The 12622-nt window shown below is 42.0% G+C and carries 10 protein-coding genes; 8 read left to right on the top strand and 2 right to left on the bottom strand.

The window, feature by feature from the left end:
• Nucleotides 1–711 (bottom strand): SDR family oxidoreductase, encoded by a 711-nt coding sequence (locus BM156_RS00110; RefSeq protein WP_170846807.1) that lies wholly within the window; start codon nucleotides 709–711, stop codon nucleotides 1–3.
• A 296-nt stretch (nucleotides 712–1007) separates the two neighbouring features.
• A complete protein-coding gene (locus BM156_RS00105) occupies nucleotides 1008–1958 on the bottom strand; it encodes a mechanosensitive ion channel family protein (protein WP_093917788.1) in 951 nt (316 codons plus the stop codon).
• Nucleotides 1959–2362: 404 nt separating this feature from the next.
• On the opposite strand from BM156_RS00105, the gene BM156_RS00100 reads away from it, so the two are divergent.
• The 8 genes from BM156_RS00100 to BM156_RS00065 all read left to right on the top strand — a co-directional run bounded on the left by BM156_RS00100 (nucleotide 2363) and on the right by BM156_RS00065 (nucleotide 12618).
• Nucleotides 2363–3172: an ABC transporter ATP-binding protein gene (locus BM156_RS00100; RefSeq protein ID WP_093917787.1), complete on the top strand. Its 810-nt coding sequence runs from the start codon at nucleotides 2363–2365 to the stop codon at nucleotides 3170–3172.
• A 147-nt stretch (nucleotides 3173–3319) separates the two neighbouring features.
• The gene (locus BM156_RS00095) at nucleotides 3320–4117 is read left to right on the top strand and encodes a hypothetical protein (protein WP_093917786.1); all 798 of its coding nucleotides are present in this window, start codon (nucleotides 3320–3322) and stop codon (nucleotides 4115–4117) included.
• A gap of 1 nt (nucleotide 4118) precedes the next feature.
• Nucleotides 4119–4499: a GntR family transcriptional regulator gene (locus tag BM156_RS00090; protein ID WP_093917785.1), complete on the top strand. Its 381-nt coding sequence runs from the start codon at nucleotides 4119–4121 to the stop codon at nucleotides 4497–4499.
• On the top strand, nucleotides 4486–5178 hold the full coding sequence (locus tag BM156_RS00085; RefSeq protein ID WP_093917784.1) for a hypothetical protein: 693 nt from the start codon (nucleotides 4486–4488) through the stop codon (nucleotides 5176–5178). Before BM156_RS00090 ends, BM156_RS00085 begins: the two co-directional genes overlap by 14 nt.
• Nucleotides 5179–5474: 296 nt before the next feature.
• The gene (locus BM156_RS00080; RefSeq protein ID WP_093917783.1) at nucleotides 5475–6368 is read left to right on the top strand and encodes an ABC transporter ATP-binding protein; all 894 of its coding nucleotides are present in this window, start codon (nucleotides 5475–5477) and stop codon (nucleotides 6366–6368) included.
• Between the two features lie 70 nt (nucleotides 6369–6438).
• On the top strand, nucleotides 6439–9771 hold the full coding sequence (locus BM156_RS00075) for a golvesin C-terminal-like domain-containing protein (RefSeq protein WP_093917782.1): 3333 nt from the start codon (nucleotides 6439–6441) through the stop codon (nucleotides 9769–9771).
• Nucleotides 9772–10047: 276 nt separating this feature from the next.
• Nucleotides 10048–11532 carry a TolC family protein gene (locus tag BM156_RS00070; protein ID WP_093917781.1) on the top strand — a complete coding sequence of 495 codons (1485 nt, stop codon included), beginning with the start codon at nucleotides 10048–10050 and terminating at the stop codon, nucleotides 11530–11532.
• A 27-nt stretch (nucleotides 11533–11559) separates the two neighbouring features.
• A complete protein-coding gene (locus tag BM156_RS00065; protein WP_093917780.1) occupies nucleotides 11560–12618 on the top strand; it encodes an efflux RND transporter periplasmic adaptor subunit in 1059 nt (352 codons plus the stop codon).
• The last annotated feature ends 4 nt before the right edge of the window (nucleotides 12619–12622 follow it).

The raw sequence follows: 12622 nt of genomic DNA, 5'->3' as shown, positions 1-12622 counted from the left end.
CTAACGAATGCTTTTCCGAGCTTCGATAACAATTTCTTTGATACGTGTATTGGGAGCAAGTGAAAGCAGATAAGCAATGGTTTTGAAAATGTCTTCGGGTTGAATCATTTCATCATTCTGATGAGGAGAACCGGCTACTGAAGCCATTTCGGTGGCTACCCATGCAGGGCAAATTGCAGTTACTGCTATGCCATATTCAGCCAATTCGCGGTACAGCGATTCGCTTAAGCCAAGCAAGCCAAATTTAGAGGCCGAGTAAGCACCACTTTGTGCAAAGCCAACCTTCCCTGATCGAGAAACAATGTTGAAAATGGAGCCACTTTTTTGAGCTTTCATCACGGGAACAAGCTCTTGAAGAAGGATAAAGCCGGCAGTCAGGTTTAGTTCCAGTTGTTGCCTGAAAGCATGGCTGGTGATTTGCAATGTTCCGCCGGTGTACATCCCGGCATTGTTGACCAAGACTTGAATATTGCCGTAGTATTTCTTGATTGTTTGTAAACAGCTGACCAATTCTTCTTCTTGGGTGAGGTCGACGGCAAATAAGGACGATTCCCCTCCATTTTGTTTGATGATTTCTGCAACTTCTTCCAGCTTCTCTTGGTTGCGAGCCATCAAAATGCAATGGTAACCCATTCTTGCTAGCCCTAAAGCACAGTTTTTTCCAATTCCTTGACTCGCTCCGGTGATAATGGCTGTTTTTGTTTGATTCATTGTGTTGGTCTTTTGCATTTCTTCGAAATTACAAAAAATAACAGGTCCTTACCAGCAGGGACAATCACGATTCTATTGGTCGATGTTCAATAGAAAACCACTTCCGTGGATATTTTTGATTGAAATCATTCGAAAGAAGCCAGTCGAATCAGAGCAGGAATTTGAATTTAGTGGCAAGGAGTAACGTGCCGATTCTTGTCAGAAAACAGCAAAAGAAAAAGCTGACCATGTTCCTGGTCAGCTTTTCGAATCTTCATGTAACAATATTGCTTTCTAAATTCTGTAAGCAAACTTGTTTATTTCGTCTGTTCGCTTTGTCCTTTGGCTTGTTTTTCGGCCTGTCTCAGCGTTAGTTTCAATGGATCAATTTCTTCACCCCAATAAATCGTCCGGTGTGGAAATGGAATCTCAATCTTGTGTTTGTCAAAAGCTTCTTTTAAACGTTTTCGGTATTCGCGCCCAACAACCCATTGTTGGATTGGCTTGGTTTTAATCCGTCCTTTAACCACAAGAGCACTATCTCCAAAACTATCCAAGCCAAAAATTTCCATAGGCTCCAAAATGAGCGATTTAAACTTTTGATCTTGGCGAAGGTCTTCTGCAACTTCACTCATAATCTCCATTACACGATCCAGGTTTTCTTTGTAGGCAACGCCAATGTCGAAGACAATGGCCGACCACCCTTTGGTCATGTTGGAAACGGTATTGATTTTTCCATTCTGAAAGACATGAACAGTCCCCGATAAGTCGCGCAAGGTAATGGTACGTAGCTCTATTTTTTCAACCAGTCCACTGGTTCCATTGATAATGGCTACATCGCCTGTTCGGATTTGATTTTCGAGCAAAATGAAAAAGCCGGTGATAAAATCCCGAACCAGTTCCTGGGCACCGAAACCAACTGCCAAACCAACAATCCCGGCACCGGCAATTAGGGGAGCAATGTCGATGTTTATTTTCTTTAGGAAAATCATGATGAAGATTGTCCAGATGAAAATGGCAACCCCTTTTTTCACAATCCCCATAAGGGTATTCAGTCGTTTTTCTACTTCCAGGTTGGGTTCATCAGTTTGGTTAACGGTGCGTTTTGCCAGCACGTTTTTAAGTTTTCTAATCATGAAAGAACTGGTGCGTAAGGCTATGACTAGGAGGATGATGAGAAAGAGTATGGCAGGAAGTTCTGTAACCAGCCACTTAGTAATACTTCCTATTAATGTTTCCCAAAATTCATCAGTAAATAATTTTTCCATCGCTTGTATTTTGAGTTGAATTACTTCTGTAAGTTATGGTAAAAAACAATATCGTGCCAAAAATAATTATTGTCAGTGGAACGCTGAGTTGCTGGGCTTCAAGAGTGAATGGGGCGAAGCAAAAATTTTACAATGAATGTGGAGGTTATTGGAATGTGTGGAAAAGGGTTCACAGACGAATATAGGCCTTCTTGAAGCTTTGTTTTGTGAAAAGTAAAACTATGTTTTAGAAGCATGTTTTACTTTTTTCTTGGAAAATATTTTACCATATATATGTGATTGATAGGTGGTTGGTTTTTGTGTAATCGAGGGTAAACAGAATGAAACTTGAGTGAGGCTTGGAAGGGATTGAAAAAAGAATTTAATTTGTGTCCTAGTTTGATAGGACACTAATATTCTTAATCATGATTTCAATTCAAGAAATGAGCTTTCGCTATAAAAGGCAACAGGAATTATTTTCCAGCTTTTCATTTCGGCAAGAAAACGGAAGCATTGCTGGGCTTTTGGGAAAGAATGGAGCAGGGAAAACGACTTTGCTCAAATTGATTGCTGGCCTGTTGGCACCCAAAGGGGGACAATTGAAGATAAATGGTTATGAGCCTTTTGAACGGAATCCCTCATTTTTAGAGAGTATTTATTTTGTTCCCGAAGAGTTCATCCTTCCGCCGGTAACAATCTCTTGTTATGTGAAAGCGACGGCACCACTCTATCCTGATTTTGATTATGAAAAGATGGCGCAAATATTAAAGGATTTTGAACTTGCGTCTCAGCGAAATATCAATAAACTCTCACATGGGCAGCGCAAAAAGTTTTTGATTGCTTTTGCTTTGTCTACCAACTGTAAGCTACTGATTTTAGATGAGCCCACCAATGGGTTGGATATTCCATCCAAAAGTCTTTTTCGAAAGGTCTTGATTCGATCTGTGACCGATGAGCAGCTAGTGTTGATTTCGACCCATCAGGTAAAAGATGTGGAAACCATCATAGAGAAAGTGTTGGTGCTTGATGAAGGAAAAATCATTTTAGACAAAAATATGGATGAAATTAGTCAGCAGTGGAAATTCTTAGCCGTCGACTCGCTTGCTGTTATTGAGTCTCCACTCTATTATGAAAGATGCCCGAGTGGATTTAAGGTTATGCTTGCTGCCGATCGACAAGAATCGGAGGTTGATTTGGAATTATTATTTAACGCTTTGGTGAAGGAAGCCATTTAAAACTGGAGTTATGAAACGAACATGAAATTTTTCATTCAAAAATTACAAAAACAAGAATGAACAAATTTTATGTGAGAGCGACGGATGGAGCGGTTCTGTCTGTCAAATTTGAATTTTTAAATGATCAGGAAATTAAAATTTATACAGATGAAATTGAACCGTTTTTTTAGTTTGAACCGTTTTGCCCGTTTGTTGAAATATGATTTGTTGATTAATCAGAGACTCTATCTGTTGGGAATTCTAGGGATGGGGATTATTGCCTATGGCTTCATTTGGTTCTTTATGTACATGGGGCGGTCTGGATTTAATAGTTACGAGGACTATTTTCCTGTGCTTATCATGTATTTTATGGGGCTCTTGGTACTTGTAGGAACAGCTTTCCCTGCGCTGAATAATTCGGTGTTGAGAGGGAACTACTTTTTGCTACCAGCATCGATTTTTGAAAAGTTCCTGGTGCAATTTGTGATTCGAGTTGTTCTGGTCACCTTTATCGGCATGGGATTGTTTTGGGTGGGGGCTCATTTGGCTAAGGCTTCTATGGTTCCTAACCCTCTTCGAAATTATGATCCGTCTATAATTCCAGATTTTTCGTATGCCAACTTGTTCGAAGAGCTTCCGAGTTTTAGAGATCGGCTGGCAGTTATATTATCAGGTCTTTCTTGTTTTTCAATTGCTTTTGCTGGTGCTACATTTTTTAATCGCTTTGCATTGGTTAAAACCTTGATTGTTGTTGCAATAACCATTGGTTTATTGATTGTGTTTTTTGTGTTATTGTCTCATCTTTTTTACCCCGATGTGGTGAGTGGTTTCGATATTTTTGTCAGAGAATACAGGCTTACAGACGATTTGATTAACATTCAACTTTATTTTTACATGCTGGCCTATTCAACTTGGTTGTTTTTTCTTCCATTGGCTTATATGAAACTTAAGGAAAAAGAAATCTGAAATGGAATTTCAATCGACGAAAGGAATCTTTCTGCAAATAGCAGATAACCTGTGCCATCAGATTTTGGAGGGGAAGTTGAATCCGGGAGATCGGGTTCCTTCAATTCGGGATTTGGCAGCTGATTTTGAAGTCAACCGGAATACGGTGATGAGAACTTATACCATTTTAAGCGACGCTGGGATTTTTGAAAACAAGCGAGGAATAGGATTTTTCGTTTCAGATGAAGCGCTTGAACTTGTTCGTAGCCGCGAGAAGTCAACGTTTTATGAGATGGACTTACCCGATCTTATTCGAAAAGTAAAACTTTTAAAATTAACCAGTAACGATCTGTCTGAACTATTGGATGTGATAAAAAATAACGATTGCAATGAAAACGAGTAATTATATCATCCTGTCTTTTGTGGTGTTTCTTGTAGGAAGTACCGTTTTGCTTTTCTGGTCCGGAAAAGTGCACTTGTGGGAAATAGCTCCCGAAGAATATCATTCTAAGAACGAGGCTTTGGGCGAGTTTTCAACGGTTGTGGCAGAAAAGTATGTCAAGCTTCAAATCAGAAATGGAGCTTCAAATCAGTTGACAGTTAATTATAGTTCGCTGGATAGTGGTTTGGTGATGCCGACTTGGAATGTGAAGAATGATACGCTGTTTTTAGCTCAACCTGAAAGAGAGGTAAGGGGGATGCCTTTGGAGCTTGTTGTGAACGATATTCAGAACCTGAGAGTAAATCAGAATAGTGAGGTGAGTTTAATTGATTTTGAATCCGATTCTGTGGTAGTCAGCTTAACCGATAGTTGGCTTTATATGCGATCGGAGTATACGACTCCAAAATTGGGGCACTTAGCTATTTTAGGAAGTTCAAACAGCCACATTCAGTTTAACAATCAGAAAATTGATCGACTAAACTTTGATTTGAATCAGACTGAAATCCGAATATTTGAGACTGAAATTGGGGAGTTAGAAGGGACACTTACGAATGGGGCTCACTTAGATGGTTATTCGCCGATAAGAAAGATAAGTCTGAGTGTAGACGAAAGAAGTCACTATCGGATGTGGAACCAATAGCAGTAGAATAAATAAAAGTACTTGTCTTGAATTTCGCCCTCTTCATCGAAAAAAGTAAACGTATTTAACTTGGAAAAGCTTATTTTATCTTGCTAAGCATTAAACGTTTTGAATAAAATAGAGTCTTCATATTACGACCAGAGAGCAAACTTGATTCAGATTGATGTCTTTTAAATCTACCTAAAAAGATGATGCATTTCCCGATAGCGAGATGGTTTAAGCTGGTAAAAGTTGCTCTTCTGATATGGTAAGCTGGGCAGGTAGAGGATGCCACATAAATGAACAATTAAAAACGAATGAAAATAACGATTGACCAACTAAGCAAAATTTATCCCAACGGGAACCGGGCATTGCATGACGTGCATCTGGAAATCGAAAATGGCATGTTTGGTTTGTTAGGTCCCAATGGAGCCGGTAAATCAAGCTTGATGCGTATCCTGGTCACTTTGATGAAACCAAGTCATGGTAAGGTAACGATGAATGGACTTGACTTGGAGAAAGATCGGAAAGAGATTCGCAAAATGTTGGGTTACCTGCCTCAGGACTTTCGTTTTTTCTCGAAGCTAAAAACCTACGAATTTTTGGATTACGCTGCACGTTTGGCTGGGATAAAGTCGGGCAAGAGGCGTGCAGATGCAGTTGATCGGATGCTGGAAGAGGTGGGCTTGTTTGAAGCCCGCGATCGGCAGGCAAATCGCTTGTCGGGTGGGATGAAACGACGATTGGGAATTGCTCAAGCCTTGATTAATGAGCCGAAGATTATTATTGTGGATGAGCCAACAACCGGCTTGGATCCGGAGGAACGAATTCGGTTTCGAAATCTGCTGTCCACTATTTCTACGAAGGATGTGATAATTATTCTGTCTACGCATATCGTGGGGGATATTTCAAGCACATGTAAGAGCATGGCTTTGCTTAACCAGGGAGAACTGGCTTACAGTGGTTCGCCGGACGATTTGGTTGAACAAGCGGTTGGAAAAGTATGGCTGATCAATGCCAGCGAGCGAGAATATCAGGAAATCAATGAAAAATATCCAGTAATTTCGAATGTGCCAACCAGTGAAGGCTGGGAGATTCAGCTTGTGGCTGACGAGATCAATGGATACAATGGGCATGCGATTGATCCAAACCTAGAGCACGCCTATGTCTATTTTATGGAAAGCCGTCTGAATCAATGGACAGCAGGGTGATAATTGAGGCCCTTGACCAGAACAATAAATAAGAAACGATAAACAGAAAACTGACAACGCTAAACTTTTTATGATCTCGATTCATAACATACGATCGATTGCCCGCTACGAAACCAAAACTTTATTGAGAAGCTGGTTCTTCCGGATTTTTGCCATACTGGCCATTGTGTTTCTATCGTTTTTCAATTTTGGAGTTTTAATTGAATCCAGTGGAGGGGCAGGCGAATGGTCCATTAAAGGACTTCCATCCATCATTCCTTATGTCAATTTGTTGTTTTTGAATGTGGTGCAGGCGGTGATTGCCATTTTTCTGGCATCCGATTTCCTGAAACGAGATAAAAAACTGGATACAACTGAGGTCATTTACATGCGTCCGATGACTAACGGAGAGTATGTTTTAGGAAAGACTTTAGGAAATTTCGTGGTCTTTATCGTGTTGAACCTGATTATATTGGCTATTGCCTTGCTGTTTAACCTCATTACAAAGAATACGGGTGTCAATGCCATGGCTTACCTCAGTTACTTTCTGGTGATCAGTGTGCCAACGTTGATATTCATCATGGGGCTGTCGTTTTTAGTGATGTCATTGCTCCGAAATCAGGCAGTTACCTTTGTGGTACTGTTGGGTTATGTTGCCATTTCGTTGTTTTACCTGCGAAACAAGTTTTACTACCTGTTTGATTATATGGCCTATAACATTCCGCTGACCATGTCTGACTTTGTTGGCTTTGGCAATCAGGAAACCATCCTGATTCACCGTGGGATGTATCTTCTGCTTGGCATAGCCTTCATTTGCTTCACAATCTTGTTGTTGCGTCGACTTCCGCATTCCGACAAAATGCGTCTTTGGTCTTTGATCGTTGGCGTCATTGCTTTGACGGGTGGACTTTACCTGGGTTATTTACATGTTCATTCTTTTTTAGATGATCAGAAGCTGCGGGAAGAGATGATCAGCTTGAATGATCGCTATCTGGAAGCACAACAGTTGGAGGTGTCAGCTTACGACATTCAGTTGGAACATCTGGGAGAGACAATCGCTTGTAAAACGACGCTTGAAGCTTGGAATAATTCCGATGAAGCTATTGATGAAGTTATCTTTAGCCTGAATCCGGGCTTGCAGGTGAGCCAAGTGCTGGTTAACGGGCAGAGTCAAACCTATAAGCGAGAGTTGGGCTTAGTCAAGCTAACCAACTTAAGGGTTCCTGCAGGCGGTGAATTGCAGTTGACTTTTCAATACCAAGGCAAAATTAACGAGGCTGCTTGTTTTTTGGATGTGGACGATGAGACCTTGGCAGAACCCTATCATAACTTTCTTTACCAAATTGATAAGCGTTATGCGTTTGTCACTCCTTCATACGTATTGCTTACACGCGAAGCAAATTGGTATCCGATTCCGGGAGTTGGCTTTGGATTAAAAAACAAACAATGGGCTGCCCGCCAGTTTAGTGATTACCGGTTGGAAGTGATTACTGCAAAAGGACTAAGGGCCGTTTCGCAAGGAGAGCTGGAAGAGCAGGATAATCGGTTTGTTTTTACCAATTCTCATGCGCAATCGCAAATTGCTTTAGCCATTGGTGAGTATGAGCAGATGAGCCGGGAGATTGATGGCTTGGATTTCAACATTTATTACCGAAAAGGACACGATTATTTTTCAGCCTTTTTTGAAGATGTTCAGGATACCATTCCATCAATTATCACTGAGGCCTTGCAGGATTTTGAGCGAAATGTTGATTTATATTATCCCTTTGAGCAGCTTTCTCTGGTTGAGGTGCCGATTCAGTTTACTGCTTATGATCGGATTTTGACTGGGGCGCGTGAGCAAATTCAACCCGGGATGATTCTTTATCCGGAAAAAGGTTTGTTGGAGCGTGATGCTGACTTTTACGGTCAAATGGAACGACGTCGGCGATGGGGAGGCAGAGATGAGCAGAACCTGACACCAGAAGAGCGGAAGATCAGGATCCTTCAGAATTTTCTGTCCACATTTACTCGGGAGCAAGGGCGCCCCGATGTGAACCGTTCGCGTGGCGAAGTGGAAGTTGAGGAAAAGAAGAACCCGTTCTATGTCTTTCCATTGTTCTACAACTATGCCTACTACATTCGTTCGGAGCGCTGGCCGGTTACCGATCGTGTTTTTGAAGCTTACAAAAAACTGAAAACCGATGGGCAGCAAATGGGCTGGGTGCGTAACTTACAAGGGATGTCCGAAGATGAAAAAGGAAACTTGGCCTTGTTATCGCATAGTTTCGAGGAAATACTGGAAGATCCGGAGCAAAAGCAGATTATTGACAATGTCATTCAACTGAAAGGAAAGACCTTGTTTTCAATTATTAAAACAAAAGTGGAAGGGGATGCTTTTGAAGACTTTTTATATGCCTACCTGAATGATGCCAAGTTTTCAGCATCAACGATTGATGATTTCAATACCGCCCTTCAACAAGAATTTGGAATCGACCTGATTCCGTACATGGAAGGCTGGTTTAGTAGTAAAGAACTGCCTGCGTTTTTAATTGGATCGGTCGATGCAGTCAATGTGTTGGATGGCGACCAGTTGAAAACGATGGTGAAGTTTAAGGTGAGTAATACCGAAGAGACAGAAGGCATCCTGACCGTTGACTTTCGCTTGGGAGGTGGTGGAAGACGTTTTGGAGGTGGTGGAGCCCCGGAAACAATTACTAAACTGATTCATTTAGAAGGAAAGCAAAGCAAGGAAGTGAGCTTCTTGTTGAATGAAAGTCCTCGTGGATTTTCGATCAATACACTAGCCTCTAAAAATATTCCTTCGGAAATTAGAATGCCGTTGGAAAACATTGAAGAAGATAAGAAAGCTGTTCCGTACGAAGGAGAGCAAGTGGTGGATATACCTGTTCGGATTGCGGAAGACAATGAGCTAATTCTGGATAACGAAGATCCGGGCTTTGAAGTCCGTGGAGAGGCTGAAACAAGCTTGCTTCGCGAATTACTGATTAAGGAGAATCAGAATCCTGAAAAGTATGCTGGATTCACTTCTTGGCGAGCTCCCCGTACCTGGACTTTGACAACGAATTCTGAATTTTATGGCGCCTACATCCGGTCGGCCTATTACTTGCGATCCGGCGTAGGAGATAAAGTGGCTACCTGGAACGTTCCCGTTTCTGAGGCCGGTTTTTATGATGTGTACGCTTACGTCTACAAAGAAGATCGCCGGGGGCGTTGGGGCGGAAATAAGAACGGTGAATACCATTTCATCGTGCATCATGATGATGGAGAAGAAGACGCTTTGGTTGATTTGAAGTCGGCTGAAGATGGCTGGAACCATTTGGGAGCTTATTATTTTTCTTCAGATACCGCTCGTATTGAACTAACGAATGAGTCGGAAGCGCGCTTGGTGGTTGCCGATGCTGTGAAATTGGTGAAGCAGTAGGAAGTGCAATGGGCAGAGAGCCAAGAGGAGAGCGGAGATGGGAGAATGGACGGTGATTTTTGATTGATGCCCGATAGTTGTCGGGAGATGATTGAAGAAGTGGTCGGTGATCAATGGATGGCCGGAACAAATTCAAACCATTTCTCAAACGTTCGAACAAATAGCAGAGAGCAGAGAGCGAAGAGCCAGGATGAAAGCTGAAACTGTGAACGGTGAGCGGAGGTGAGAAGTGAACCTGAAACTTGAAATTAAGAACTTGAAACTGAAAACGAATATATGAAGACACGATTTAAAACAATCAAACTGCTGTTCTTGCTTGCTTTCATGCCAGCCGGATTTGCTTTCGGACAACAGTTGCTAAACCTGGATAGAGCATTGGAAATAGCATCTCAAAACAGCCCTGATATTCGAACCTCGCTGTTGGGATTAGAACGCTCGCAAGAGTCGTTGAATGCTAAACGGGCGAGTTTGAAGTCTCAGTTTGCCTTGAGCCTTAATCCGATTGATTACAGCCGTACACGTGCATTTGACGATTATTATTCCAATTGGTACACCAATGAGTCGCTTGGAGCTTCGGGAACTTTCACGGTTTCTCAGCCCATTTTGATAACCGATGGAACAGTGCAGTTGGTGAATCGTTTTGGATGGCAAAAAAGTACCAGTAGCACCAACAATATTGAGGACCGTTCATTTTCAAACAACCTGTATTTGAGTTTGAACCAGCCGTTGTTTACCTATAATAAGTTGCGTTTGGAGCTGAAAGAGTTAGAGCTGGATCTTGAAAACTCAAACCTGAGTTATGCGATGCAGAAACTCAATCTGGAGAAACTGGTAACCCAGTATTTTTACGATGTTTACCTGGCACAAATGAGTTTGAGCATTACCGAGGATGAGTTAGCCAATACCGAGAAGAGTTTTGATATAACCAAGAACAAAGTGGAGGCGGGACTGGCAGCCCGGGAAGAGCTGTACCAAGCCGAGCTCAACTATGCCACGGCTAAGTCGAACGTTCAAAACCAAAGGGTGTTACTCGAAAACTACAAGGATCAATTCAAGCAATACATCGGGATGGACATCTTCGAGGATTTTGCTGTCATGTCGAATGTAGAGGCTAATCCTGTGGAGGTTGACCTGCAAAAAGCCATTGACTATGGCTTGGGTTCGCGTATGGAGATTCGTCAACGTGAGATTGATATTGAAACATCGCAATTTGGGTTGATTCGGACCAAAGCTTCGAATGAATTTCGGGGTGAGATGGACTTGTCGATTGGGATCATTGGGGATGACCGTAAGCTGGGCGATATTTACGACAGTCCTACGAATAATCCCAAAGTATCAGTTTCGTTCAATGTGCCACTTTTTGATTGGGGTGAGAAAAAGTCCCGGATTAAGGCACAGGAAGCCGTTATAAAAACACAGGAGTTAAACGCCGAGCAACAGGAAATTCAAATTGTGCTGGACATCCGGAAAGTATACCGGTCATTGCTCAACCTCGAAAATCAAATCGACATTGCGCGTCAGAACGAGAAAAATGCACAGTTAACCTATGAAATCAACCTGGAGCGATACGCCAATGGCGATTTAACCAGTATGGATCTGAACCTGTATCAGAATCAGCTCTCTGAAAAGAAAATGGCCTATGCCGAGTCGTTGATCAATTATAAGATCGAACTGCTTAACCTGAAGATTCAAACCTTGTACGATTTTGAATCCAAACAGGGAATTGTGCCTGAAGAAATTATTCAAAAAAGAAAAAACTAGCATTCATCCACCAATAAACGTAGTCCCATGAAGATCAAAATTTACCACTTGATTACGATCCTTGCCTTGTTGGGCTTAGGAGCTTGTAACAATCAAAATGCCGATTCAGAAACAGAAGTTGCCATTCCGGTTTCTGTGGAAGACCTTAAGCCTGGTTTCATTGAACAAACCATCAATACGACCGGAACAGTAACCGCAATAAAAGAAGCCAGCCTATTGACTGAAATGAGTGGCAGGTATGCACTGGAAGTGAATCCGGCGACTGGGAAGCCGTTTATGCTTGGCGATAAGGTAAAACAAGGACAAGTAATTGTGCAGTTGGAGGATGAAGAGTATGTAAATAATATCGGTTTGGAAGCCAAAAAGCTGAATCTGGATATTTCGGAGCAACAGTACACCAAGCAAAAATCGTTGTTTGACAAGGGGGGAGTGACTCAAAGTGAACTGAGTAATGCAGAAGTGTCGGCGGTAAACGCACGCGATAGCTATAAGCTGGCTCAGATTCAGTTGGAGAAGATGAAGGTACGTGCTCCATTTACCGGGGTAATTACCGAGTTACCCTACTTTACTGAGGGAACAAAAGTAGCCAGCAATGCAGAAGTGGCCACTTTGATGAGCTATGAAACCTTGAACCTGGAGGTTAATCTTCCGGAGAAATACATCAATGAGGTCGATAAGAATCAAGTGATTCGGGTGATGAATTACACGCTTCCTGAAGATACTTTGCAGGGAAAAGTTGGAGCACTATCGCCGGCTATCAGTACTGAAACACGGACTTTTAAAGGCAACCTGGAAGTTCAGAATGAAGCGTTGAAATTACGCCCCGGGATGTTTGTTCAGGCCGAAATTATTCTGGATCGAAAAGATAGCGTCATTGTCATTCCTAAAGATGTGATTTTGTCGAACCAACGGGGCAAATCCGTATTCATCGTGGTTAAGGGAACGGCAGAACAAAAACAAGTAACGCTTGGCTACGAAAATCAGGACCGGGTTGAAATTACCTCGGGCTTGAAAGCCAATGACCGCTTGGTGGTCAAAGGGTTTGAGACCCTGCGCGATCGTTCCAAAGTAAAAATCATCAAATAGAAAG

The organism is Sunxiuqinia elliptica (assembly GCF_900113005.1).
Taxonomy (GTDB): Bacteria; Bacteroidota; Bacteroidia; order Bacteroidales; family Prolixibacteraceae; genus Sunxiuqinia; species Sunxiuqinia elliptica.
This window is presented reverse-complemented; position numbering and strand designations above follow the sequence as displayed.

Coding starts and splice junctions, on each gene's coding strand:
- BM156_RS00110 (WP_170846807.1), bottom strand. CDS start 711: ATGAATCAAACAAAAACAGCCATTATCACCGGAGCGAGTCAAGGAATT.
- BM156_RS00105 (WP_093917788.1), bottom strand. CDS start 1,958: ATGGAAAAATTATTTACTGATGAATTTTGGGAAACATTAATAGGAAGT.
- BM156_RS00100 (WP_093917787.1), top strand. CDS start 2,363: ATGATTTCAATTCAAGAAATGAGCTTTCGCTATAAAAGGCAACAGGAA.
- BM156_RS00095 (WP_093917786.1), top strand. CDS start 3,320: ATGAAATTGAACCGTTTTTTTAGTTTGAACCGTTTTGCCCGTTTGTTG.
- BM156_RS00090 (WP_093917785.1), top strand. CDS start 4,119: ATGGAATTTCAATCGACGAAAGGAATCTTTCTGCAAATAGCAGATAAC.
- BM156_RS00085 (WP_093917784.1), top strand. CDS start 4,486: ATGAAAACGAGTAATTATATCATCCTGTCTTTTGTGGTGTTTCTTGTA.
- BM156_RS00080 (WP_093917783.1), top strand. CDS start 5,475: ATGAAAATAACGATTGACCAACTAAGCAAAATTTATCCCAACGGGAAC.
- BM156_RS00075 (WP_093917782.1), top strand. CDS start 6,439: ATGATCTCGATTCATAACATACGATCGATTGCCCGCTACGAAACCAAA.
- BM156_RS00070 (WP_093917781.1), top strand. CDS start 10,048: ATGAAGACACGATTTAAAACAATCAAACTGCTGTTCTTGCTTGCTTTC.
- BM156_RS00065 (WP_093917780.1), top strand. CDS start 11,560: ATGAAGATCAAAATTTACCACTTGATTACGATCCTTGCCTTGTTGGGC.